Below are 26,485 nucleotides of genomic sequence, written 5' to 3'. Positions count from 1 at the left end.
CAGGGAGTAGGCGTCTTGGGGGAGAGCAGATCGAAGCGGCTGGAGGGCAAGCGAGCGATCGTCACGGGCGGAGCCTCCGGCTTCGGCGCCGGAATCGCGCGCCGCTTCGCCGAGGAAGGCGCCCGCGTCATCGTCGCCGACCTCAACGGCGAGGCCGCCCGCGCCCTGGCCGCTGAACTGGGCGACGCCGATCTGGGCGTGAAGGTCGACGTATCCAGCGCCGCTGACGTCGCTGCTCTGGCCGAAACCGCGAACCGCCTGCTGGGCGGCGTCGACATCGTGGTCAACAACGCGGGCGTCGGCCACACGCCCCAGCCGCTGGACGAACTGTCGGACGAAGCCTTCGACCGCATCGCCAGCGTCAACATGCGCGCCATCTATCTGATGTCGAAGGCCTTCGTCCCGGCGATGAAGGCGCAAGGGTCCGGCGCCATCCTCAACATCGCCTCGACCGGCGGGGTCAGTCCCCGGCCGAACCTGACCTGGTACAACGCCTCCAAGGGCTGGGTCATCACGGCGACGCGGGCGATGGCGGTCGAACTGGCCCCCTTCCAGATTCGCGTCAACGCCCTGAACCCGGTGGCGGGCGACACCCCCCTGCTCAAGACCTTCATGGGCGAGGACACGCCCGAGATGCGGGCCAAATTCCTCTCCTCCATCCCCATCGGCCGCTTCTCGACGCCCGAGGACATGGGCGCCGCCGCAGCCTTCCTCTGCTCCGACGACGCCTCGATGATCACAGGCGTGGCCATGGAGGTCGACGGTGGCCGCTGCATCTGACCGCGTGTTCAAGCTGCTGGTTCTGCCGGGCGACGGCATCGGGCCGGAGATCATCCGCGAGACCCTGCGCGTCGTCGACTGGGCGCGGAACGCCGGGCTGCGCATCGAACTGAGCGAAGCCCTGGCGGGCGGCGCCAGCATCGACGCCGTCGGCGCGCCCATCGCCGAGGACGTGGTGGATCAGGCGCTGGCGTCAGACGCCGTCCTGTTCGGCGCCGTCGGCGGGCCTAAGTGGGACCACCTGCCCCGCGCCCAGCGGCCTGAGATGGGCATCCTGCGCCTTCGTCAGGCGCTGGACCTCTACGCCAATCTGCGCCCCGCCGTCTGTTTCGACGAACTGCTGGACGCCTCGGCGCTGAAGCCCGACCTGATCCGGGGCCTCGACATCCTGATCGTGCGCGAGGCGACGGCGGGCGTCTATTTCAGCCTGCCCCGCGCCAATGAAGTGGACGCAGACGGCCAGCGCCGCGCCTATGACACCCAGGCCTACACCGAGGCCGAAATCGCCCGCGTCTGCCGCACCGCCTTCGCGCTGGCCCGCACGCGCCAGCGCCGCGTCTGCTCGGTGGACAAGGCCAATGTCATGGAGACGGGCGCCCTGTGGCGGGCGGTGGCGAGCGAGGTCGCGGCCGAGTATCCCGACGTGGAGTCGAGCCACATGTACGCCGACAACTGCGCCATGCAGTTGGTGCGGCGACCGGACCAGTTCGACGTCATCGTCACCGACAACCTGTTCGGCGACATCCTGTCCGACGCGGCGGCGGCCCTGACCGGCTCTCTGGGCCTGCTGCCCTCCGCCTCCCTGTCCGGCCTTGGACAAGGCGGGCGCAGCCGGGGCCTGTATGAGCCGATCCACGGCTCGGCGCCCGATATCGCGGGCCAGGGCGTCGCCAACCCCATCGCCACCATCCTGTCCTTCGCCCTGTGCCTGCGCTGGTCGTTCGACCGCGCCGATCTGGCCGATGCGCTGGAACGCGCCGTGCGACAGGTCGTGTCCAGCGGCGTCCGCACCCCCGACATCGCCCACCCCGGCGTCGCCGCCGTCTCCACCCTTCAGATGACCGACGCGGTTCTGGCCGCGCTGGACGCCCAGTTCGCGTGAGGTTCGACCGATGAGCGCCCCTACCCTGCAGACCGTCATGGACCTGATCGACGGCCGCACCGATGAACTGGTCGCCCTGACCCAGGACCTGATCCGCTTCCCCACCATCAATCCGCCGGGCGAGGCCTACCGCCCGTGCGCTGAATACATCGGCGAGCGGCTGAAGAAGCGCGGCTTCACCGTCGAATATGTGCGCGGCGAGGGCTCGCCGGGCGACAGCGACCAGTATCCCCGCACCAACGTCATCGCCCGCTGGACCGGCAGCGAACCCGGCCCCTGCGTCCACTTCAACAGCCACATCGACGTGGTCGAGGTCGGCGCCGGCTGGACCGTCGATCCCTTCGGCGGCGAGGTGAAAGACGGCAAAGTCTACGGTCGCGGCGCCTGCGACATGAAGGGCGGACTGGCCGCCTCCATCATCGCGGTCGAGGCCCTGATCGATTCCGGCCTGCCCCTGCCCGGCGCGCTCGAAATCTCGGGCACGGTGGACGAGGAATCCGGCGGATACGGCGGCGTCGCCTATCTGGCCGAGCGCGGCTGGTTCTCCGAACCAAAGGTCAACCACGTCATCATCCCCGAGCCGCTGAACGTGGATCGGGTCTGCATCGGCCACCGCGGCGTCTGGTGGGCCGAGATCGAGACCAAGGGCCGCATCGCCCACGGCTCCATGCCCTTCCTGGGCGATTCCGCCATCCGCCACATGGGCGCGGTGATGGTGGAGTTCGAGAGCAAGCTCTATCCGGCCATGGCCGCCCGCCATTCCGACATGCCGGTTGTGCCCGAGGGCGCCCGCCAGTCGACCATGAACATCAACTCCATCCACGGCGGTCAGGCCGAGGGCTTCGACGGTCTGCCCGCGCCCTGCGTCGCCGATTCCAGCCGCATGGTCATCGACCGCCGCTTCCTGATCGAAGAGACGCTGGAGGACGTGAAGGGCGAGGTGAAGACCATCCTCGACGGACTGGCGGCCCAGCGCCACGGCTTCCGCTATGAGATGCGCGACCTGTTCCAGGTGGCGCCCAGCATGGCCGACCGCGACGGCCCGGTGGCCAGCACCACCGCCGCCGCCATCGAGACGGTGCTGGGCAAGAAGGCCCAGTTCGTCTGCTCGCCCGGCACCTATGACCAGAAGCACATCGACCGCATCGGCAAGCTGAAGGACTGCATCGCCTACGGCCCCGGCGTGCTGGATCTGGCGCACCAGCCGGACGAATGGGTCGGCATCGACGACATGAGCAACTCGGCCAAGGTCATGGCGCGAGCGGCCTATGATCTGTTGACCCGCAAGCGGAGCTAGCGAGATGGCGCGCGGCGATACGGAAGAAGAGAACATCATCGGCCCGCGCCTGCGCGCCCTTCGGGACCGCCTCGGCCTGTCGCAGCGCGCGCTGGCCCGCAAGGCGGGCGTGCCGTCCAGCACCGTCAGCCTGGTCGAGAGCGGCCGCACCAGCCCCTCGGTCGGATCGCTGAAACGACTGCTGGACGCGGCGGGCATATCTCTGGGCGACTTCTTCAGCTCGGAGTTCGAGACCCCGACCAAATACTTCTATCGCCACGACGAACTGACCGACATCTCGCGCGGGGACGTCTCCTACCGTCAGCTGGGCTCCAGCCAGGATTCCAGCCTGCAGATCCTGTACGAGACCTATCAGCCCGGCTCGGACAGCGGCCGGGTCATGCTGTCCCATGAGGGCGAAGAGGGCGGCATGATCATCTCGGGCCGTCTTGAAGTCACCGTCGACGGCCAGTCGCGCGTGCTCAAGGCGGGGGAAGGCTACCTGTTCCCCAGCGTCCTGCAGCACCGCTTCCGCAACATCGGCGACGTCCCCTGCGTGGTCATCAGCGCCTGCACGCCGCCGACCTTCTGAGGGGCGCCGTTGCGAATGATCAGTATTCCGATCATTGGAATATTTTTCCCATATCAGACAGGGATATAGGCCAACAAAGAAACAGCCTTGCCCAAATTCGGCATCAGGCGACTACTGATCCCTGAGGGAAGAGGGTTTTCCGCAGCCGGTCATTGCAACTGCATATTGATGCTGCGTTGCACAAAACATCGGCAGCGGAGATAGTTCAGCGATCGGGTTGTGCCGATCGCGACGGCTGAACGCGGCTTTAAAGACTGCGGCGGCCTCATGGGGAGGAAGACGATGAATCGTCTGATGGTCAGCGTTTCCGCCGGGGCCCTGCTCGCCCTGTCCGCCACCTCCGTCGCCGCGCAGCGCGCGCCCGACGAACCGACCGCCACCACGGTCGATGAGGTCATCGTCACCGCCCAGCGCCGCGAACAGGCGGCTCAGGATGTCGGCATCGCCCTCAGCGTCCTCAGCGGCGAAAGCCTGACGCAGCAAGGCGTCACCAACGTCAACCAGCTTCAGAACGCCACGCCCAATCTGGAGGTCGAACCGGCCTTCGGCGGCGGCGCGGCCCAGTTCCGCATGCGCGGCGTCGGCTTTCAGGACTACGCCTCCAACAACTCGCCCACCGTCGGCGTCTATGTGAACGAGGTCGCCTATCCGGTCCCGGTCATGACCCAGGGGCTGATCTTCGACATCGACCGGGTCGAGGTGCTGCGCGGCCCGCAGGGCACCCTGTACGGCCGCAACACCACCGGCGGCGCCATCAGCTTCGTCACCAAACGCCCGACCGAAGACCTGTCCGCCGGGCTGATGACCGAATGGGGCAGCCACAACCTGTTCCGGGGCGAGGGCTATGTCTCCGGTCCGCTGGCCGAAACCCTGCGTGGCCGTCTGGCCGTCTCGACTGAGCAAGGCGGCGCCTGGCAGCGAAACCGCGACACAGGCGAAAGCCTGGGCGACGCCGACCGCACCGGCGCCCGCGCCCTGCTGGAATGGACGCCCAATGAGACCTTCACGGCCCTGCTCGACGTCCACGGCGGCGTCGACAAGTCCGAGAACCAAGGCCTGTATCTGATCAGCGACCTGCACACCGGCGCGATCAACCGCCCCAGCTACCTCATCCCCGCCGATAAGGACCGCTCCAAGACCGGATGGGGCCTGTCGCAGCGTTTTGCTGACGCCATCGGCCGCGACGTGAACGCCAAGCCCGGTCGCGATAACTCATCCTGGGGCGCCTCGCTGAACGCCAATCTGGCGCTCAAGGGCATGAACCTGTCCAGCATCACCAGCTATGAGACTCTGGACCGCAGCGAATACGGCGACTGGGATTCCAGCGCCTCGGTCGAGGCCGACACCTTCTTCGGCAGCGATGTGAATGTCCTGTCGCAGGAACTGCGTCTGGCCTCGGACAACGACAGCCCCCTGACGTGGGTGGCCGGTTTCTACTACTCCAAACAGGATCTCAACGAGCGCTACTTCTCCGACTTCATCGACATCTACGGCACCTACGCCCAGGTCACCTATGACCAGAAGGTAGAGTCCTGGAGCCTGTTCGGCCAGGCCGAATACGCCTTCTCCGAGCGGTGGAAGGCCATCCTGGGCCTGCGCTACGAGGAAGAAACCCGCGAGCTGGAAGGCTTCGGCTCGGCCTTCGGCGGCGCCACCGCCCTGCCCCCGACCAGCGTCGACACCAAGATGACCCCGCTGACCGGCAAGGCGGCGCTGGAGTTCAAGCCCGTCGACAACGTCCTGATCTACGGCTCGGCCAGCCGGGGCGCCAAGTCGGGCGGCTTCACCACCTACAACACCGGCGACAGCAGCGGCATCGAGCCCTTCGATCCGGAAATCCTGTGGGCCTATGAGCTCGGCTTCAAGGCCGACCCGTCGCGTGCGGTCCAGATCAACGGCGCGGCCTATTACTACGACTACAACGGCCAGCAGGTGCTGTCGGCCGTCTGCGGCGCCAACGGCCCGGTCGGCCGCTTCACCAACGCCGATTCCAAGATTTACGGCGCGGAGCTCGAGGGCGTTTTCCGCCCCACTACCGGTCTGCGGATCAGCCAGAACCTCAGCTACAAGAAAGGCGAATACACCGACTTCGTCGACCTGAACATCGGCGCCTGCCAGGAGACGCCGCCAGTCACCGCCTATATCGACAAGTCGGGCCAGAACATCCCCTTCCCCGCGTGGTCCTACGGCGGATCGGTCAGTTACGACTGGACGGTCAGCGGCTTCGCCGTCACGGCCGAGGCCAACTACAGCTATCGCGACGAGTACCCGTCCTGGCTAGGCGCCAAGTACGATGTCGAGGCCTATTGGCTGGCCAACGCCAGCATCACCGTGGGGCCTGAAAACGCCGACTGGTCCATCGCCTTCTGGGCTCGCAACCTGTTCGATCAGGATTACGATCTGACGCGCAACTTCTTCACCAGCGCAGACATCGCCCAGCCGGGCCGTCCCCGCACGATCGGCGCGCGGCTGACGCTTCGCTACTGAGCGTTCGGCCCGCTCAAAAAATCGAGCACGCGGGTAAATTGTCTATATTTATCCGTACATTAAGTCACGGAAGTAACAGTCTTCCCTTTCGTTGCGGTTCGGCCGCTACTGGCGAAAGACAGAGGATGACCGCATGACCGCTGCAAGCGCAGGCAAGGCCGCAAACGACCTTGATCCCTTCTGGATGCCGTTCACGGCGAACCGCGCCTTCAAGGCGCAGCCCCGCCTGTTCGCCTCGGCCAGGGACATGCACTACTTCACGCCGGACGGTCGGGCGGTGCTGGACGGCACCGCCGGCCTGTGGTGCGTCAACGCCGGTCACGCCCGCCAGCCGATCGTCGAGGCGATCCAGCGCCAGGCCGAGATCCTGGACTACGCACCGACCTTTCAGCTGGGGCATCCGCTGGCGTTCGAGCTGGCGTCGCGTCTGGGGATGCTGCTGCCGGGCGACCTGAACCACGTCTTCTTCGCCGGTTCGGGGTCAGAGGCCGTGGACACCGCCCTGAAGATCGCACTCGCCTGTCAGAGCGCCAGGGGGTTCGAGAACCGCACCCGTCTGATCGGCCGCCAGAAAGGCTATCACGGCGTCGGCTTCGGCGGCATTTCCGTGGGAGGACTGGAGAACAACCGGCGCGGCTTCCTCACCCTGCCCGGCGTCGACCACCTGCCCCACACGCTTAATCTCGAGGAGGCCGCCTTCACGCGCGGCCAGCCGAGCTGGGGTCTACACCTGGCCGATGAGCTGGAGGTTCTGATCGAGACCCACGGCGCCGAGACGATCGCCGCCGTCATCGTCGAGCCCATGTCCGGTTCGGCCGGGGTGATCGTGCCCCCCGTCGGCTATCTGGAGCGCCTGCGCGAGATCACGGCGCAGCACGGCATCCTGCTGATCTTTGACGAGGTCATCACCGGCTTCGGCCGTTTGGGCGCCCTGACGGCGGCCGAGGCCCTGGGCGTCACGCCCGACCTGATGACCTGCGCCAAGGGGCTGACCAACGGCGCCGTGCCGATGGGCGCCGTCGGCGTCAGCAGCGCCGTCTATCAGACGGTGGTCGAGGGCGCGGCGGGGCCGGGCATCGAGTTCTTCCACGGCTATACCTATTCCGGCCACCCGCTGGCGGCGGCGGCGGGGCTGGCCACGCTGGACGTCTACAAGAGCGAAGGCCTGTTCCAGCGCGCGGCTGAACTGACGCCTTACTGGCAGGACGCAGTGCACAGCCTGAAGGGCCTGCCCCACGTCATCGACATCCGCGACCTGGGCCTGGTCGCAGGAATCGAGCTCGCTCCGCGCCCCGGCGCGCCCGGCGCCCGCGCGACTGAGGTGTTCCACCAGGCGTTTGACGACGGAATTTTAGTACGGGTGACGGCAGATGTCATCGCGCTGTCGCCTCCCTTGATTATCAGCCACGCTCAGATCGACGAGTTGATCGATCGACTTTCCAACATCATAGAAAACACACCTTAGAATACCAATGGTATTGAGGGGGATGAGATGAAGAAGTATATCTTGGCGTCTTCTGTCAGCTTACTGACTATAGCCGCCTTCTCTAACGCAGACGCTCAAAGCGAGACTCGATCGGTGGATCAGGCTACGCGCGTCGACGAGATCATCGTTACCGCGCAGCGGCGTGAACAGGCCAGCCAAGACGTGGGCGTCTCCCTCAGCGTCATCGGCGGCGAGCAACTGGATGAAAAAGGCATCTCGGTCGTCAATGACCTGGAAAACGCCGTGCCCAATATGGAGGTCGACAGCCAGTTCGGCGGCGGCCAGCCCCAGTTCCGCATCCGCGGCATCGGCGCGCGCGAATACTCCTCGAACAACGCGTCGACCGTCGGCATCTATGTCGATGAAGTGGCCCACCCCTACACCGTGACCACGCAGGGCGCTCTGTTCGACATCGCCCGCATGGAGGTCCTGCGCGGACCGCAGGGCACGCTGTACGGCCGCAACACCACCGGCGGCGCGGTCAACATCATCACCAACGCCCCCACGGTCGACTTCCAGGCCGGCTTCAACGCCGAATACGGCACCTTCGACCGCTATAAGGTCGAGGGCTATGTCTCGGGCCAAATCGCGCCCAACCTGCTGGGCCGCCTGGCCGCCGTCACCGAACAGGGCGGCGCCTGGCAGTATCACCGCGACACTGGCGAAAAGCTGGGCGACCTCGACAAATCCGCCATCCGCGGCCGCTTGACCTGGGACGCCAGCGAGACCGTCACCGTCGATCTGGCCGCCACCTATTCGATCGACAAGTCGGATGGCCGCGGCTTCCGCCTGCTTGGCCCCTACACCGTCGCCGACGGTAGCGTGACCTATCCCAAGGACACGGCGTGGCGCATCACCGGCTGGGGGATTTCACCGCAACTGGCCGCCAAGGCGGGCGTCTCGACCAACGCCAAGCCGTTCCGCGACAATGACGGCTTTGACATCAACGCCCGCATCCGCGCCGATCTCGGCTGGGCCGACCTGACGTCGATCACCGCCTATCAGACCTTCTCGCGCAGCGAATTCAACGACTGGGACAGCACCCGCTTCCACGAGTCGAACGTCCTCTTTTACAATGACATCGACGTCTTTGCTCAAGAGCTGCGCCTGAGTTCGAACGGCGACGGCCCGTTCAACTGGATGGTCGGCGCCCACTATGCCGACGAAAGCATCGACGGCGGCTTCTACACCGAGTTCCGGGGCAACCCGAACCTGATCGACACCGCCTATGATCAAAGCGTCTCGGCCTTCGGCATCTTCACCCACAACTCCTATCAGGTGAACGAGCGGCTGAACCTGATCGCCGGCCTGCGCTGGGAAACGGAAGAGCGGACGCTCAAGAGCGGCGGCACCTATGTCGCGCCCAATCCGCCGCCGCCCGCCGTCACCTACGACACCGACCTCAACGAAGTCTCGGGTCGACTGGGGCTGGAGTATAAGGTCACCGATGACGCCCTGTTCTACGCTAGCGTGGCGCGCGGCGTGAAATCTGGCGGCTTCACCACCTACAACGCCACCTCTGCGACCCCGTTCAAGCCGGAAATCGTCATCGCCTATGAGGCGGGCATCAAGTCCGACCTGTTCGATCGCCGCCTACGTCTGAACGGCGCCCTGTTCTACTATGACTACAAGGACCAGCAAGTTCAGGGGCTGGAATACGACCGCGATACCGGCCGCCTCGGCAAGATCACCAACGTGCCCAAGTCGCACATCATGGGCGGTGAGATCGAGCTGACCTGGGTGCCGATGGACGGCCTGACCATCAGCCAGAACATCGGTTACAAGACCGGCGAGTATGATGAATACAACGCCATCGACGGACCGGCGACCGACGCCGCCAACCCGGTCGACGGCCCCTGGGACGTCATCATCACCAACGACCGCTCCGGCGAACGCCTGGCCTTCCCTAAGATGAACTACGGCGGCGCCATCTCCTATGACTGGGAAATGGCGGGCTGGGAGCTTCGCGCCGAGACCAACTACAACTACCGCGACGAACTCTACTCGCTCAGCGCCTCGTCGATCATCGAGCCCTTCTGGCTGTGGAACTCCAACTTCAGCGTTTCACCGGCCGGGGCCAACTGGCGGGCGGGCCTGTGGGTGCGCAATATGTTCAACACCTACTATGAAGAGACCCGCAACGGCTTCAACAGCTCGTCGCGGCCGACCACCTCGCCCAGCCAGGGCCGCACCTACGGCGTGCGCCTGTCGATGGACTTCTAAGGCTTCCTCCCAAGCAGGGCGGGTCGGCTTCGGCTGGCCCGCCCTGCGCCTTTTGACTGATGAACTGATGTCCTTTCCGTCTTCCCGCCTTGATCGCCGCGCCCTGGTGACGGGTCTGGTCGTCGCTCCCGCCGTGCTCAGTTTCGGCCGGGCGCAGGCGGGCGGCGCCTATCTGTTCCCGCTCGGCGTCGCCAGCGGCGATCCGGCCCACGACGGCTTCGTTATCTGGACCCGGCTGGCGGCTGATCCCCATGCCGCCGATGGGCTTGGCGGCTTGTCGGGCGCCATCCCCGTACGCTGGGAAGTCTCCGCCGACGACCAGTTCCGCCGCATCGTCGCCGCCGGGAACGTGACCGCCTCGACCGACGCGGCGCACAGCGTCCATATCGAGGTAACGGGTCTCGCCCCTCACCGCCCCTACTGGTATCGCTTCATCGCCCAGGGCCAGCTGAGCCCGACCGGCCGCGCCCTGACCACGCCCGCTCCGAACGCCGCCGCCGACCGCCTGCGTCTGGCCGTCGCCTCCTGCTCGCACTGGGAGCGCGGCTATTTCAGCGCCTATGGCCATATGGCCGACGAGCAGCCCGACCTGACCCTGTTCCTGGGCGACTACATCTATGAATACAGCCTGGTGCCGGACCGCGCCGACCAGGTGGTGCGCCCTTACAACCTCGAGGAAGCGACATCGCTGGCGGGCTATCGCAACCGCTACGCCCTGCACAAGACGGACGCCAACCTGCAGCGCCTGCACGCCGTCGCCCCCTGCATCGCCGTGTGGGACGACCACGAGGTTCAAGACGACTATTCCGGCGTCTGGTCCAAGATGTCGGGCGTGTCGCCCAACGATTTCCTGCAGCGCCGCGCCGCCGCCTATCAGGCCTTCTATGAGGCCATGCCGATCCGCCGCACGCGCCTGAGCGCCGCCCTGCAGATGCCCATCTATCGCCGCGTCCGTTACGGGAACCTCGCTGAGTTCTTCATGCTGGACGGCCGCCAATACCGTTCGAAACAGCCGTGCAGCGACGGCGAAAACGGCGGCAAGGGCCAGATCGTCACTGACGCGACCTGCACCGACCGATTGGACCCGTCACGCACCTTCCTCGGCTTCGAGCAGGAGCGTTGGCTCTATGACGGCCTGGCCCGCGCCGAGGCGCGCTGGAATATCCTGGGCCAGAATCTGGTCATGGCGGGCCTGCGTCTGGCCCGCAGCCCGGCCGAGGAAAACCGCTACTGGACCGACACCTGGGACGGCTTCCCCGCCGCGCGCGACCGCCTGACCGGCGCCCTGTCCGAGTTGAAGCCGTCCAACCCGGTGGTGCTCAGCGGCGACTACCACTCCTTCTGGACCAATGACGTGAAGCTGGACAGCCGCGACCCGTCATCGGCCACCGTGGCGACCGAGTTCGTCGGCACCTCCATCACCTCGACCGGCCCCAGCTATGAAGGCCTGATGGCCGTCATGCCCAATAATCCGCAGGTGAAATTCTTCGACAGCCGCCCGCGCGGCTATATGTCGATCGACGTGCGCCCCGACCGCATGGATACGCGCTATCAGGTCATCAGCGACGTGCGCGATCCCAAGGCCAGCCTGTCGACCCTGAAATCCTGGACCGTTGAATCGGGCCGCCCCGGCGCCGTCGCCGCATGATCCTTTCCGACCGGAGTTCCGCCATGACCACCCCGCGCCTCGCTTCTTCTCTCATCGCCATGGGCTTCGCCCTGGCCCTGGGCGGTTGCGCCGGCGCGGTTTCGACGCAGACGGCGGCAGTCGTCGCCCCCGCCGCGCCCGTGACCTTCTGGGAGGGCTTCCGCGATCACCCGCACGGCTATCTGACGGCCGAGAACACGCCCAACGCCGCCAACTTCCTGCCGCCGCCGCCCGCCGAAGGCTCCCTGCGCGAACAGGCCGACATCGCCGCCTATCGTGAGATGCGCGCGCTGGAAGGGACCGAACGCTGGGAGATCGCCCGAGCCGACAATGAGATCGAGACGCCCGGCGCTCCCCGCGCCTTCGACTGCGCCCTCGGTTTCAAATTCCAGCCGGAACAGATGCCGACCCTGACCCTGCTAATGGGCAAGATGCTGGGCGATCTGGAGATGATCCAGACCCCAGCCAAGAAGGGTTATTTCCGCAAGCGCCCCTTCGTGGTCGAACCTCTGCCGACCTGCATCGCGCCCGAGGTCTGGCTGGCGGCCAGCGGCTCCTATCCCTCGGGCCACTCGGCGCTGGGCTGGGCCTGGTCGTTGGTGTTGGCCGAACTGGCGCCCGACCGCGCCGACGCCATCCTGCGCCGAGGTCTGGCCTATGGCGAAAGCCGTGCGGTCTGCGGCGTCCACTATCCCAGCGACGTCGAGGCGGGCCGCATCGTCGGCGCGACCATCGTCACCCGGCTGAAGGCCGATCCGGCGTTCCAGGCCGACTTCGCCAAGGCCAAGGAAGAGTTCGACGCCGCCCGCGTCGCCGCAACCGAGGCCACGGCCGCCTGCCCCGCCTCGCTGGCGCGCCAGCCGTGGTGAGGCGCGCTTAATCAATGGCGTGAGTGCAAATCCATGACGTAGGCTGACGAAGATCGGCCACGTCGCAAGGGGGAGATCGAGGGCAGGTGACGAAGACAGGGGCGACACGCGTCGCGACAGCATCCCGACGGCGCGGCCGGAACGGCGGACTTCGGTTCAGCCTGATCACGCTTATGCTGTCGCTGGCCCTGTGCGTCGTCTGGGGCCTGACGGCGCCGCAGGTTCAGGCGCAGGCGCCGCGTGACCGACTGTTGCTGGGCCTGCCGCTGGAGCCGCCCAACCTCGATCCGACCTCGGGCGCAGCAGCGGCGGTGGATGAAGTCGTCTACGCCAACGTGTTTGAGGGCCTGACCCGGCTGACCCAAAACGGCGCCGTCGCCCCGTCCCTGGCCGAGTCGTGGGAAGCCGCCCCCGACGGCTTGACCTGGACCTTCCACCTGCGGCGCGGCGTGACATTTTCGGACGGCTCGCCGTTCGACGCCGTCGTCGCCAAATTCTCTCTCGACCGCATCACGGCCGAAGGCTCCACCAACGCCCAGAAGGCCCTGTTTGAGCCGATCCGCAACGTCGAGGTCGTCGATCCGGCGACTCTGCGCATCCACCTGTCGCGGCCGATGGCGACCCTGCCCTACGTTCTGGCATGGGGCGACGCGGTCATGGTCTCGCCCAAGAGCGCCGCGACCAACGCCGTCACCCCCATTGGCACCGGCCCGTTCAAGCTGCAGAGCTGGCAGCGCGGCAGCCAGCTGACCTTGATCCGCCGCGACGGCTACTGGGGGCCTGCGCCTCGCCTGAACACCGTCGTCTTCCGCTTCATCAGCGATCCGACCGCCGCCTTCGCCGCCGTCAGCGCCGGCGACGTGGACGCCTTCCCCAACTATCCCGCGCCCGAAAACGTCGCCCAGTTCCAGCGCGACCCGCGCTTCCGAGTCGTCGTCGGCGCCTCGGAGGGCAAGGTCATTCTGGGGATCAACAACACCAGGGCCCCGTTCAACGACGTGCGGGTGCGCCGCGCCCTGTCCTACGCCATCGACCGCGACGCCCTGATTCAGGGCGCCATGTTCGGCTTCGGCCAGCCGATCGGCAGCCACTATTCGCGTCAGGCGCCGGGCTATGTCGACCTGACCGGCCTCTATCCGCACGACCCGGCCAAGGCGCGTCAGCTGCTGGCCGAGGCGGGCTATCCCAACGGCATCGACGTGACGCTGCGCCTGCCGCCCCGCCCCTACGCCCGGCGCAGCGGCGAGGTGCTGATCTCGCAACTGGCCCAGGCGGGCATCCGCGCCAGGATCGAGAATCTGGAATGGGCCCAGTGGCTGGATCAGGTGTTCAAGCGCCGCCAGTTCGACCTGACCATCGTCGAGCACGTCGAGCCGATGGATTACGACATCTATGGCCGCAAGGACTATTACTTCGGCTACGACAGTCCCGCCTTCGACGCCCTGCTGGCCGAAGTAAACACCGCCCCTGACGAGCCGACGCGCAACCGCCTGCTGGGCGACCTGCAACGCCGCATCGCCGATGACGCGGTCAACGGCTTCCTGTTCCAGTCCTCGCGCATCGGCGTGTGGAAGGCGGACGTGAGCGGCCTGTGGATCAACGGCCCCATCGCCGCCAATGACGTGACCGGCGCCTACTGGACCGGCGCGGGCGCCGCGACGACCGCCAGCGCCGAGCGCACCGGCGGCGGCCTGCCCTGGGGCTGGATCAGCCTGATTGCGGGCGCGGCGCTCCTCGTCTTCGTCGCCTGGCGCTTCGGCGCCGCCTGGCTGCTGAAGAAACTGGGCGGTCACGCCCTGACGCTGCTGGCGGCAACCGTGGTCATCTTCCTGCTGCTGCAGGTCGTGCCGGGCGATCCGGCCAGCTATATGATGGGGTTGAACGCCAGCCCCGAGAGCATCGCCGCCCTGCGCCAGCAGATGGGCCTCGAAGGCTCGGGCCTTGAGCGCTACTTCGCCTGGCTCGGGGACCTGCTGACCGGAAAGTTCGGGACCAGCTACACCTATCAGGTGCCGGTCGGCGGCCTGATCGCCGAACGTCTGGCCGTCTCGGCGCCGCTGGCCCTGATGGCCACCGTCCTGTCGCTGCTGGTCGCCCTGCCCATCGGCGTCACCGCCGCCAGCCGCAGGGGAACGGCCATCGACACCGGCCTGATCGGCGTGACGCAGGTCGGCGTCGCCCTGCCCAACTTCTGGATCGCCATGCTGCTGATCCTGCTGTTCTCGGTGAACCTGGGCTGGTTCTCGGCGGGCGGCTTCCCCGGTTGGAGCGCCAGCTTCTGGCCCGCCTTCAAGGCCCTGATCCTGCCCGCCGTGGCTCTGGCCGCGCCGCAGGCCGCCATTCTCGCCCGCGTCCTACGCACCGCCCTGCTCGACACCATGAACGAGGACTATGTCCGCACCGCCCGCGCCAAGGGCCTGAGCGTCAACCAGGCCCTATGGCGCCACGCCCTGAGGAACGCCTGGATCCCGGTCCTGACTATCCTCGGCCTTCAGTTTCCCTTCCTGCTGGCGGGCGGCATCATCATCGAGAACGTCTTCTCCCTGCCCGGCCTCGGCCGACTGGTGTTCCAGGCCATCACCCAGCGCGACCTGATCGTGGTCCAGAGCGTGGTGGTGGTACTGGTCTTCGCCGTGGTTCTGGTCAGCTTCCTGATCGACCTGGCCTATCTGTTCGCTGATCCGCGCCTGAGGGGACGCCGCGCATGACCGACGCCCCCGCTATCACCGCCCCCGCCAAGCCCCGCGTGCGCTGGCCCCTGTCGCTGATCGTCGGCGCAGGCCTAACCGCCGTGGTGCTGGCGACCGCCCTGCTGGCCCTGGTCTGGACGCCCTATGACGTCGAGGCGGTCGACATCGCCGCCAAGCTGACCGCTCCCTCCGCCGCCCACTGGATGGGCACGGACCACTTCGGCCGCGACGTGCTATCGATGATCATGGCGGGGGCGCAGAACTCGCTCATCGTGGCCTTCGTCGCCGTCGGCATCGGCGTCGGCGTCGGCACGCCTCTGGGCCTGACCGCAGCGGCGCGCGGCGGCTGGATCGACGAACTGGTCATGCGCGGCAACGACCTGATCTTCGCCTTCCCCGCCCTGCTGCTGGCCGTGATGATCACCGCCGTCATGGGACCGGGCGCGATCAACGCCGTCATCGCCATCGGCGTCTTCAACATCCCCGTCTTCACCCGCGTGGCGCGCGGCGCGGCGCAAGGGCTGTGGACCCGCGAATACGTTCTGGCGGCCCGCACGGCGGGCAAGTCGAAAGCCCTGATCTCGGTCCAGCACATCCTGCCCAATCTGATGAGCCTTCTGGTCGTTCAGGCGGCCATTCAGTTCGCGGTCGGCATCGTCGCCGAGGCGGGCCTGTCCTATGTCGGACTGGGCGCCCAGCCGCCTGCGCCCAGCTGGGGCCGGATGCTGGCCGAGGCCCAGACCATGATCGGCTTCGCGCCATGGCTGGCCATCATGCCGGGCCTCGCCATCTTCGTGACCGTCCTGGGCCTCAGCCTGACCGGCGACGGCCTGCGCGACCTGTTCGACCCGCGCGTGCGGCGGGAGCGTTGAGCATGACCGCCCTCGATATCCGCGACCTCAGCCTGTCGATCGGGTCCACGCCGATCCTGAAGACCGTCAGCCTGTCCGTCGCCCCCGGCGAGATTCTCGGCCTCGTCGGCGAAAGCGGCTCGGGCAAGTCGATGACCGCCCTGGCCGTGTTGGGCCTGACGCCGCCGCGCGCGACCATGACGGGCGAGATCCATCTGAACGGCCAGCTCGTCTCGAACGCCCCCGACGCCGTCATGCAGCAGATGCGCGGCCGCGACGTGGGCATCATCTTTCAGGAGCCGATGACGGCACTGAACCCCGTCATGACCATCGGCGATCAGGTCGCCGAGACGGTGCGCCTGCACAAGAAGGCGTCGCGCAAGGAAGCCCTCGCCGTCGCCCGCGCCGTGCTCGACCGCGTCGGCCTGCCCACCGAGCGCTTCCCCCTGACCCGCTATCCGCACGAGTTGTCGGGCGGCCAGAGACAGCGCGTCGCCATCGCCATCGCCATCGCCCTGACGCCGAAACTGCTGATCGCGGACGAGGCGACGACAGCGCTGGACGTGACGACCCAGGCTCAGGTGCTGGACCTGCTGAAGCGGCTGGTGCGCGAGGACGGCATGGGCCTGATCCTCATCACCCACGATCTCGCCGTCGTGGCCGAAACCGCCGACCGTCTGGCGGTGATGAAGGACGGCGAACTGGTCGAGGAAGCGCCCGTCGACCGCATCCGCACCGGCATGGCCCACGCCTATTCCCAGCGCCTGCTGGCCAACGCCACCCACGCGCCGACGCGCCTCAGCGTCCCGCAAGCCGACGCCGCCCCTGTGCTTCAAGTCGAGGGCCTGGTGCGCGAATACGGCGGCGCGCCCGCGCTTTTCGGCAAGGCCAAAACATTCCGCGCTGTCGATCAGGTCAGCCTGTCGATCCAGCCGGGCGAGAGCGTCGGCCTCGTCGGCGAAAGCGGCTGCGGCAAATCCACCCTGCTGCGCGCCATCCTCGCGCTGGAAACGCCGCAGGCGGGCCGCGTCCGGGTCAAGGGCCGCGACATCACCGCCGCGCGCGGCGGCGCGCTGAAATCCATCCGCCGCGACATCCAGGTGGTGTTCCAAGACCCCTACGGCAGCTTCGACCCGCGCTGGAAGGTCAGCGACTTGGTGGCCGAAAACTTCCACCTGCTGGACACCCGCCCCAGCCCCGCCGAGGCCCGTCGCCGCGTCGACGAAATGCTGGAGCGCGTGGGTCTGAACAGCGCCGCCGCCGACCGCTACCCGCACGAGTTCTCGGGCGGCCAGCGCCAGCGCATCGCCATCGCCCGCGCCCTGATCACCGAGCCGTCGGTCATCTGTCTGGACGAGGCGGTGTCGGCGCTGGACGTCTCGGTGCGGGCGCAGGTGCTAGACCTGCTGGCCGATCTGTCGGATCGCCTCGGCCTGTCCTATCTCTTCGTCACCCACGACCTCAGCGTCGTGCGCACCGTGACGGATCGCCTGCTGGTCATGCAGGCCGGAAAGATCGTCGAACAGGGCGAAACCGCCGCCGTCTTCGCCGCGCCATCGCATCCCTATACGCAGAAACTTCTGGCGGCGACGCCGGATCTGGTCCGCAATAAAGCTCTGGAAAAGGAAACCGCCGGATGAACCGCAGAACCGTCCTCGGCTCGGCCCTGATCGGCGCCGCAGCCTCCGCCGCTGGCGCCGCCAGCGCCAAACCCGCCGCTCAATCCGCAGCCCGAACGGCCGGTCGCACCGGGCCGCTCAATCTCATCACTGACGTCGAGGGCCTCAAGGTGGGTCAGGCGCATGACGCGGGCGTCCGCACCGGCGTCACCGTCATCCTGGCCGAAAAGCCCGCCACGGCCGCCGTGGATGTGCGCGGCGGCGGCCCCGCCGGGCGCGAGACCGACGTGCTGCGCCCCGAAAATCTGGTGCAGGAGGTGGACGCCATCATCCTGTCGGGCGGGTCGGTCTATGGCCTGGGTTCCGCCGACAGCGTCGCGGCCTGGATGGGGATGCGCGGGCGCGGCTACGGCATGGGCGGGGCGCCGGGCGTGCCGCCCTCGCCCATCATCCCGACCGCCTGCCTCTACGACCTGGCCAACGGCGGGAACAAGCGGTGGGAGATGGAGCCGCCCTACCGCCGCCTGTCGGTTCAGGCGCTGGAGGCCGCGGGCGACCGCTTCGACCTCGGCACGGCGGGCGCCGGCTATGGCGCCGAGGCCGGCGCGCTGAAGGGCGGCATCGGCTCGGCCTCGGCGGTCATGGCCTCGGGCTGGACGGTCGGCGCCATCGTGGCGGTCAACAGCGTCGGCTCGGTCGTGGCGCCGGGCGGCAAGAGCTTCTGGGCCGCCCCCTATGAGATCGGCGACGAGTTCGGGGGCCTCGGCTCATCGGGCCTGCACGCCTCGGCCGAAGACTGGGGCGCGTCCAAATTCCAGCCCCAGCCGCGCGAGAACACCACCATCGCCTGCATCGCCACCGACGTGGCCCTGACCCGCGTGGAGCTTCAGCGCATGGCCATCATGGCGCAGGACGGCATGGCCCGCGCCATCCGCCCCGCCCACGCGCCCTTCGACGGCGACACCCTGTTCAGCCTGTCCACCGGCAAGAAGACCATCGACAATCCGGCCCTGCGTCAGGTCGTGGTCGCTCAGCTCGGCAACGTCGCCGCCGACGTGCTGGCTCGCGCCGTGGCGCGCGGCGTCTATCACGCCACCAACTATGAAGGCGTCACCGGCAAGACCTGGCGGGAGATGTAATCAATGACCCTTCTCCCCACCGGGGAGAAGGGCTTTAGATCGGCGCGCCGGGCGGAACCGCCTGCGCCACAGGCAGCGTCTCGCTGAGCGTCTTCAGCCCCTCGACCGGGCCGGTCAGAGCTTCCGCCAGATAGGCGCACTGCGCTGTCTCCAGCCGGTCGCCGCGGCAGCGTTTCAACTGCTCGCCGAACCGCCGCGCGCTGTCGCGCACCGCGCCCTGAGCCGTCGAGGACAGGTCCTTGCCCTGGATCAGCGCAGCCAGATGGGCGGCGTAACGGGCGCGGGCGACGCGGCGCAATTCGGCCTGACGCGGGTTCAGCGCCGCGCCCGGCCCGACCGCGACCGCCACCCGGTCCAGCGTCTCGACCAGACCCAGTTGTCCCGGATCACGACGTTCCTGCTCGACCAGACGGTTCAACCGCTCGGGCGCCAGCAGGGTCTCGAACACCACCTCCGTCGCCGAGGCGGCGGCCGAGGAGGGATCGAAGACCGCATCGGTCTTGCTCTCGAACAGTTCGATCTGCATCTGCCGGTCAGAACTGCCCGACTGCACCGAGGACAGCAGGTCGAGGACCCCGTCCGGCATGTCCAGCACCTCAGGCGACAGGGCCTGCATCAGGGCCTCAAGCGCGCCGCGCTGACGGTCGGCGGTAATGGCCTCCGCCCGCTCATGGCCGTCGCCCTTGACCGCATAGGCGTAGTCGACGCCGCCGACCAGACGCCCCACCGCCGTCGTCTGATAGCGGTGATACAGATAGATGGGCACGATCACGCGACGCAGGTCCGCCGCCGCCGCTCCGTCCGGCAGATTGTCCAGACCGAAGCGCGACAGGGCGATGCGGCGCACGGCCAGGGTATTGGCGAACTCGGCCGTCGGGTCCTCGCCGTTGTCCCACATGGCGCCATAGGCCTGAAGGCTGCCCAGCGGCCTGGTGTCGCCGTCCGAGACGAAGCGATAGCCCCTGGCTTGCGCCTCGGCCGCCAGGGCCGCGCGGCGCGACATCGGGTTCTGGCCCGGCGTGTCGCCATAGAGCCAGTCCACGACATAGCGGTCCCAGGCGCCGACGCCCGTCGTATAGGCGCGGCTGAAGTCCAGACGATCGCCGTCCGCGATGACCCAGGGCGCCGGATAGTCCATGACCGAGGCGCGGTCCTCATACGTCGAGGCCGCAAAGTTATGGGAAATGCCCAGGGCGTGGCCGATCTCGTGCGCCGACAGGTGGCGCAGGCGGTGGTAGGCCAGACGATCGGGATCGTCCTCGCCCCCCGTCCCGGCGCGGGCGGCGCCGACCAGTCCCTCAATGATCATCTTGTCCTGACGGTCGCGCAGCGAGCCCAGCTGCACCACGCCGCGCACGATCTCGCCGGTGCGGGGGTCGTTGACGCTGGTCCCCGTCGACCAGCCGCGCGTCTCGCGGTGAACCCAGGAGATGATGTTGTAGCGGGCGTCCATCGGATGCGCCCCCTCGGGCAGCAGCTCGACCCGGAAGGCGTTGAGATAGCCGACCTGTTCGAAGGCCTGCGCCCACCAATTGCCGCCCTCGATCAGGGCCTCGCGGATGGCCGGCGGGGCGGCGCGATCGACGTAGAAGACGATGGGCTTCTTCACCGGCGAACGGGCGGCCGTCGGATCGGTCTTCTCCAGCCGGAAGCGCCGGGCCAGACGGCTGACCACCGGCGTGTCCAGATCGGCGGCGAAGTCGGTCACCATCACCTGGGCCGAGGTGCCCGAACGCGGATCATGCAGGACCGGGGTGAAGCCATCGTCCGGCAAGCGGATGAAGGAGTGACGCACCGCCAGGGTGACCGAGCGTGTTTCGGGCGAGACGCGCGACAGCTCGCCGCCCGGCTCGTCGCTGGTGAAGGTCTGGACCGTCTGGAACTCGACGTTGTCGGGGAAGACCAGAGTCTCGGCGACGTCGACATAGCCGAGATTGGGCGACGGCTTGAAACTGCCCAGCTTGGCCCGTTTCAGCCGCCCCACGGCGTTGACGGCGTCCCGCTCCAGGAAACCGGACAGATCCACCGTGACGGACCCGTCGGCTCCGGTCTCCGCCACCTCGCCCGACCACACGACCGGCGAGACGAAGGAGGCGGCGACCGCATTGACCTGATCGGGATCAGCGTCGACGGCGCGGAAACGATGGTTCTCGAAGGCGGCGAAGACGCGGTCTCCGACCTGACGAAACACCACGATCTGAGCCTGCCCCAGGCCCGAGCGGTCCAGTCCCGCTCCGTCCATGCCGAGGCCCGCCGACAGACCCGGCTGATAGAGATACCGTCCCAGCACCCCGTCCGCGCCCGGCGCCGGCAGACGCACCGAAACCTTGCCCTTGCGGCTGTCCTGGCGGACGCCGAAGAGGCCGTCCTGCCAGGCCGCCGGCGACGCCGCCGCCGTCGCCGTCGGCGCGGACTGCGCCCCCGCAGGAGCCGCAGCTCCGGCCAACACCAGGCCGGCGGCGCCCGCCAGCAGAACCTTGCGCAACATCGGCTTCCCCCTCCGACGGATTCAACAGCGGACGTTCAGACCACCGAACGCCTCGAACGGCAAGCGGTCGGTCAGCGGACGCCCAAGGCCAGGGCGTCCGGACGTCGGGTGTCGGCGGCCCCCAGGAACCGATCCCCGTCCACCATGATGGATTGGGTGCTGCCCATGGTCATCGACGGTCGCACCGTATGGCCGCGCTCGCGCAGCAGGCGCTCCACGTCGGGCGAGAAGCCGCCTTCCAGCTCCAGCGGGCTGTCGCCCCCGCCCTGGTTCAGGCGAGGACGCATGGCCGCCTCGGCCACGTTTAGGTTGTGGTCCACGACGTTGGAGATCAGCTGAACCATGGTGGCGATGATGTAGCCGCCGCCGGGCGTGCCGGTGATCAGCCAGGGCTTGTCGTCCTTGAACACGATCATCGGCGTGATGGTCGAGCCCAGGCGCTTGCCCGGCGCGGGCGAGTTCGGCTCCCCGCGCGTGCCCCAGGAGAAGTTGTCCAGGTGGTTGTTCAGCAGGATGCCCGTCCCGACCGGAGCGACGTGCGCGCCGTAGGAGTTGGACAGGGTGTAGGTGTTCGACACCGCATTGCCGAAGGCGTCCGCCACCGAATAGTGGGTCGTGTCCTGGCTCTCATAGGGATAGGGATTGCCCTCCGGGATGTCCGCCGCCTTCAGCGTGCGGTCCAGGGCGATCAGCTTGACACGCTCAGCGGCGAATTCCTTGCTGGCCAGGCCGTGGGCCGGGGTGGTCCACTGCGGCGCGCCCCCGATCAGGCGACGGTCCGACGAGGTGATCTTCATCGCCTCCGAGATCAGGTGCAGGCTGTCGACGCTGCCCCAGCCCATGGCCTTCAGGTCGAAATGCTCCAGCAGATTCAGCGCCTCGGCGACGCTGACGCCCGAGGCCGTCGGCGGCATGAAGGAGATGCGATTCCCACGATAGCTGCCCCAGATCGGCTCGGACACGTCGGCGCGATAGGCGGCCATGTCCTCCAGGGTGATCACGCCGCCCTGGGCCTGGATGCCGGCCACGATCTGGCGCGCCAGTTCGCCCTTGTAGAATTCGTCCGCCCCGCCGCGCGCCACCTTGCGCAGGCTTTCAGCCAGCAGGGGCTGACGGAAGGTCTCGCCCGCGCGATAGACCGAGCCGTCCGGCTTCAGATAGGCCTCGCGCGCGCCCGGATCCGTCGCCAGGACCCGCGCCCGGCCCGCCGTGGCGTCCGCCTCCCCGTCCGACAGGACATAGCCCTCCTCGGCCAGGCGGATCGCCGGCGCGACCAGATCGGCCCAGGGCATGGAGCCGAAGCGCGAATGCGCCTCCCACAGGCCCATCACCGTGCCGGGCACCGAGACGTTGATGAAGCCCGACGGCTTGGAACGGTCGAACCTGCCGTCCGGCCCCAGCAGAAGCTCAGGCGTCGTCGCGGCGGGCGCCGCGCCGTAATAGTTGACGGCGATGTCCTGCGCCGGTCGGTCCGCCGTGGCGGCCATATGCACGATCATGTAGCCCGAGCCGCCGATGTTGCCCGCGCGTGGCAGGGTGACGGCCTCGGCGAAGGCCACGGCCACGGCCGAATCCACCGCATTGCCGCCCTGGCGCAGGATCTCGACGCCGACGCGGGTGGCCGGATCGCTCTGGCTGACCACCATGCCGCCCCGCCCGACCACCGGGCTGTGGATCTGGCCATAGTTGACGATGTCGCCGCCGCTGCCCGTCGTCGGACGAACCTGGGCCGCCTGCTGCGCTAGGCCGGGCCCGGCCAGCAGCATGAGCGCCGCCGCCGAAACCGCCGTCGCCGCTCTCGTGAAACCAAAACGCATGCTGTTCCCCCGCCGCAAATCCCGCCCGCAGCCGCCGACAAAACAGCCTCGGCGCTGACGACAGGACAACCTTGTCAATATCCATAGCGATAGCATTGCTGAAAAGCGCACCTCAAGGGTGATTCTTAGCGATTATCGCGCTCAATATCTCGGATATCGGCAATATTTATTCTGCAGAGGTTGACGCCTCGTCTATGGCCGCTTTTAGTCCGAACCGAGGCAAGTCGCCGCGCGCGCAGGATTCTATCCGGAGGCGCTCAAGGATTTCGTCTCTTCGAAAAAATTTGGTCGGGTAACAGGCGCCTCATCGAAGGGAACCGCACTGACCGCAAACGGGGATGCAGATGTCATGAGTTCAATCTTTGCGCGTCACAGCATGAAAACGGCCCTGCTGGCCACCACAGCCCTGTTGGGCACTACGACGGCAACCGCCCAGGAGGCCTCGCAGGAGGCCACCCAGGTCGACGAGATCGTCGTCGTCGGCTCGCAGATCCGGGGCGCCAAGGTGACGGCGGCTCTGCCCGTCACGGTTGTCGGCGAGGAGTTGATTCAGGCCACCGCCGCCACCTCCGGCGACGAACTGCTGCGCTCCATCCCGCAGATGGGCGACGTGACCTTCAACTCCTCCTACCTGCCGGCCACCTCGAACTCGGCGCGGGGCGACACTGGTTCGGTGAACCTGCGCAACCTCGGCATCGGCAACACCCTGGTGCTGCTGAACGGCCGCCGCGTGGTGGGCCACCCGACGTCGCAGGCGAACGAGCACCTGGTTCCGGTGCTGACCTACAACACCAACGCCATCCCGGTGTCGGGCCTGAAGCGGCTCGAGGTGCTGCGCGACGGAGCCGCCGCCATCTACGGCGCCGACGCCGTGGCCGGCGTGGTCAACACCGTCCTGCGCGACGACATGAACAACTGGACGGTGTCGAGCCAGTATGGCGGCGCCGAAGGCACCGGCATGCGGGAGTTCAACTTCTCCCTCTACGGCGGCAAGGACATCGCCGAGGGGCGCGGCAACGTTTCCCTGTTCTTCAACTACGATCACCGCGACGAGCTGACGACGCTGGAGCAGGACTATACCGCCTCCGACGATAAGCGGCCGCTGTTCGCCGGAACCGGTTTCGAGAACAATTCCTCGCTCAACGGCGTGTCCTCCCTGACGCCATGGGGACAGTTCACCCTGAACAGCCCGGCCACCTACGGCGGCGAATCCTTCACCACCTTCACCATCCAGCCGGATTCGATGGCGAACTGCGCCGCAAGCCTGGGCAACGGCCTGTGTCTCAAGAAGACGACGACAGTGGACCCGGCCCTTCGCGCTGACACCGCACAGGAAGACCTCACGGTCATCCCGGAAGTCGATCGCTTCAATCTGTTCCTGACCGGCCGCTACCAGATCAACGACGCGGTCGAGGCATTCGGCGAACTGGGCGGATATTACGCCAAGTCCCACGCTCGCCAGGCGCCGATCAACACCCTGTCCTCGGTCGTCATGACCATTCCCGGCACGAACTATTACAACCCCTTCGGCCAGGACATCCGCCTGACCGGCTACCGCTTCAACGACATGGGGCCGATCAACGTCGACGTCACCAATCAGCAATACCGCATCCTGGGCGGCCTGCGCGGGGACTGGCGCGGCTGGAACTGGGAATCGGCCCTGCTATGGTCCGAGGCCTCAGCCAAGGACGTGTCCGACAACATCTCGACGACCCGACTGGCCGAGTGGGCGGCCAAGTCGACACCTGACGCCTATAATTTCTTCAACGGCGGCGATCCGGCCAACCCGCGTTTCGGCGACGCCACCCCGTCGGACCAGGCGGCCCTGGACGCCATTCGCGTCGACATGGTGCGCAAGACCAAGACGGAGCTGGGCCTGTGGGACTTCAAGGTTTCGCGCCCTGACCTGTTCCAGTTGCCCGCCGGTCCGGTCGGCATGGCCGCCGGAATCGAGTTCCGCACCGAGACCCAGTTGGACGACCGTGACAGCCGTATCGACGGGACCATCCGCTATACGGACAAGTCCGGCGCCACCTACAGCGACCTGATCAACTCGGCTGAGAACCCCGACACCTACGGCGAACGGGACGTCTTCTCGGCCTATCTCGAGTTCGCCGCCCCGCTAGTCTCGCCCGAAATGGGCGTCCCTCTGGTGCATAACCTGGAAGTCCAGCTCGCGGGCCGCTTCGAGAACTATTCGGACTTCGGCGACGTGGCCAAGCCCAAGATCGCCGCCGCCTGGGACCTCGTCGACGGCTTCCGCGTCCGCGGCTCCTGGGCCCAGGGCTTCCGCGCCCCCAACCTTGAGCAGATCAACGCCACGGTGATCACCCGCTCCAACAGCTCCAACGACTATGCCTATTGCGAGGCCCTGATCCGTCGCGGCGCCATGACCGGGATGAACCAGTGCGGAGCCTCCTACACGCCGCCGACCAGCTTCCCCGACTACACCAGCATCAGCACCACCCACGTCCGGAAGCTCACCGCCGAGCGACGCTCGGGTAACCCGGACTTGCAGCCCGAAGAATCAGAAACCCTGTCGTTCGGTCTGGTCGTCCAGCCGCGCTTCCTGCCTGAGCAACTGGGCGACTTCACCTTCACCGCCGACTGGTGGAAGGTCGAACAGACCGGCATGGTCGGCCTGTTCCGCGGCCAGAACGCTCTGATCCTGGACTACCTGCTGCGTAAGCAGGGCAGCTTCAACCCCAACGTCGTCCGCGCCGACGCCACGGCGGCTGATCAGGCCATCTTCGCCGGCACCGGCCTGGCGGCGGCGGGCGAGGTCCTCTACGTCACCGACGCCTATACCAACCAGCAGCCCCAGACGGTCGAGGGCCTGGATCTGGGCGCGATGTGGAGCCTGCGCGGCACCAGCATCGGCGACTTCAGCCTGAATCTGAACGTCTCTCATCTGCTGAAATACTATCTGGAGATGTCGCCGGGCATGGCGGATCTGACCGCAGCGCGCGAGTCGGGCGAGATCGACCCTGCCATCACCTTCGGGGGACGGATGGGCGACATGATCGCCGATCTGGGCCGTCCGGAGTGGAAGTGGTCGCTGTCGGGCAGTTGGCGCTACCAGAACCTGACGATCGGCGCGTTCACCCAGTACATCTCGTCGCTGTACGACAGCAGCCTGGTCAACTCGGCCGGCGACTACTGGACGGTGGATTCGACCATTACGGCCAACCTGTACGCCGAGTATCAGTTCGACGACGGCTTGCTGTCCGACACGGCGGTTCGCGTCGGCCTGCGCAACATCACCGACGAGCAGCCGCCTCTGTCCGGCGCCGGCTATGTCGGAACGGTCTACCAGCCCTACGGTCGTTACTGGTACGCCAGCATCCGCAAGACCTTCTGATCAGCCTTTCATCGTTCAGGGGCGGCAGGCGAAGGCGCCTTCCGCCCCTTTGCTTTT

16 protein-coding genes are annotated in these 26,485 nt (G+C 67.4%); 14 read left to right on the top strand and 2 right to left on the bottom strand.

What is annotated here, in order from left to right:
• The first annotated feature begins 15 nt into the window (after positions 1-15).
• The 13 genes from V8J38_RS06180 (at position 16) to V8J38_RS06120 (ending at position 18,762) form a co-directional block, all read left to right on the top strand.
• Positions 16-780: a glucose 1-dehydrogenase gene (locus V8J38_RS06180; protein WP_338578319.1), complete on the top strand. Its 765-nt coding sequence runs from the start codon at positions 16-18 to the stop codon at positions 778-780.
• Between the two features lie 4 nt (positions 781-784).
• Entirely contained in the window at positions 785-1,882 is a 1,098-nt protein-coding gene (gene leuB / locus V8J38_RS06175) for a 3-isopropylmalate dehydrogenase (protein ID WP_338578599.1), read from the top strand.
• A gap of 10 nt (positions 1,883-1,892) precedes the next feature.
• Complete coding sequence (locus V8J38_RS06170; protein ID WP_338578318.1) at positions 1,893-3,179, top strand: acetylornithine deacetylase/succinyl-diaminopimelate desuccinylase family protein; 1,287 nt, start codon at positions 1,893-1,895, stop codon at positions 3,177-3,179.
• Positions 3,180-3,183: 4 nt separating this feature from the next.
• Complete coding sequence (locus tag V8J38_RS06165) at positions 3,184-3,750, top strand: cupin domain-containing protein (protein ID WP_291776380.1); 567 nt, start codon at positions 3,184-3,186, stop codon at positions 3,748-3,750.
• Positions 3,751-4,032: 282 nt separating this feature from the next.
• Positions 4,033-6,237: a TonB-dependent receptor gene (locus V8J38_RS06160; RefSeq protein WP_338578317.1), complete on the top strand. Its 2,205-nt coding sequence runs from the start codon at positions 4,033-4,035 to the stop codon at positions 6,235-6,237.
• 133 nt (positions 6,238-6,370) lie between these two features.
• Positions 6,371-7,702, top strand: a complete 1,332-nt coding sequence (locus V8J38_RS06155) for an aspartate aminotransferase family protein (RefSeq protein WP_338578316.1) — start codon at positions 6,371-6,373, stop codon at positions 7,700-7,702.
• 114 nt (positions 7,703-7,816) lie between these two features.
• The gene (locus V8J38_RS06150; RefSeq protein ID WP_338578315.1) at positions 7,817-9,946 is read left to right on the top strand and encodes a TonB-dependent receptor; all 2,130 of its coding nucleotides are present in this window, start codon (positions 7,817-7,819) and stop codon (positions 9,944-9,946) included.
• A gap of 67 nt (positions 9,947-10,013) precedes the next feature.
• The gene (locus V8J38_RS06145; protein ID WP_338578314.1) at positions 10,014-11,594 is read left to right on the top strand and encodes an alkaline phosphatase D family protein; all 1,581 of its coding nucleotides are present in this window, start codon (positions 10,014-10,016) and stop codon (positions 11,592-11,594) included.
• A 23-nt stretch (positions 11,595-11,617) separates the two neighbouring features.
• Positions 11,618-12,463, top strand: coding sequence for a phosphatase PAP2 family protein (locus V8J38_RS06140; protein ID WP_338578313.1), 846 nt, complete (start codon positions 11,618-11,620; stop codon positions 12,461-12,463).
• Positions 12,464-12,636: 173 nt separating this feature from the next.
• Positions 12,637-15,171 (top strand): ABC transporter substrate-binding protein, encoded by a 2,535-nt coding sequence (locus tag V8J38_RS06135; protein WP_338578312.1) that lies wholly within the window; start codon positions 12,637-12,639, stop codon positions 15,169-15,171.
• Entirely contained in the window at positions 15,168-16,025 is an 858-nt protein-coding gene (locus V8J38_RS06130; protein WP_291776394.1) for an ABC transporter permease, read from the top strand. Before V8J38_RS06135 ends, V8J38_RS06130 begins: the two co-directional genes overlap by 4 nt.
• Before the next feature lie 2 nt (positions 16,026-16,027).
• Positions 16,028-17,644 carry a dipeptide ABC transporter ATP-binding protein gene (locus V8J38_RS06125; protein WP_338578311.1) on the top strand — a complete coding sequence of 539 codons (1,617 nt, stop codon included), beginning with the start codon at positions 16,028-16,030 and terminating at the stop codon, positions 17,642-17,644.
• On the top strand, positions 17,641-18,762 hold the full coding sequence (locus V8J38_RS06120) for a P1 family peptidase (RefSeq protein ID WP_338578310.1): 1,122 nt from the start codon (positions 17,641-17,643) through the stop codon (positions 18,760-18,762). Before V8J38_RS06125 ends, V8J38_RS06120 begins: the two co-directional genes overlap by 4 nt.
• Positions 18,763-18,796: 34 nt before the next feature.
• On the opposite strand, the gene V8J38_RS06115 is transcribed toward V8J38_RS06120, so the two are convergent.
• Both V8J38_RS06115 and ggt read right to left on the bottom strand, forming a co-directional pair.
• Positions 18,797-21,250 carry a zinc-dependent metalloprotease gene (locus tag V8J38_RS06115; RefSeq protein ID WP_338578309.1) on the bottom strand — a complete coding sequence of 818 codons (2,454 nt, stop codon included), beginning with the start codon at positions 21,248-21,250 and terminating at the stop codon, positions 18,797-18,799.
• A gap of 71 nt (positions 21,251-21,321) precedes the next feature.
• Positions 21,322-23,067 carry a gamma-glutamyltransferase gene (gene ggt / locus V8J38_RS06110; RefSeq protein ID WP_338578308.1) on the bottom strand — a complete coding sequence of 582 codons (1,746 nt, stop codon included), beginning with the start codon at positions 23,065-23,067 and terminating at the stop codon, positions 21,322-21,324.
• Positions 23,068-23,416: 349 nt separating this feature from the next.
• On the opposite strand from ggt, the gene V8J38_RS06105 reads away from it, so the two are divergent.
• Positions 23,417-26,428 (top strand): TonB-dependent receptor plug domain-containing protein, encoded by a 3,012-nt coding sequence (locus V8J38_RS06105; protein WP_338578307.1) that lies wholly within the window; start codon positions 23,417-23,419, stop codon positions 26,426-26,428.
• Positions 26,429-26,485: the final 57 nt, after the last annotated feature.

The organism is Brevundimonas olei, from assembly GCF_037055245.1.
GTDB lineage: Bacteria > Pseudomonadota > Alphaproteobacteria > Caulobacterales > Caulobacteraceae > Brevundimonas > Brevundimonas olei.
The sequence above is the reverse complement of the archived record's forward strand: the minus strand, read 5'-3'. Positions and strand labels throughout refer to the sequence as shown.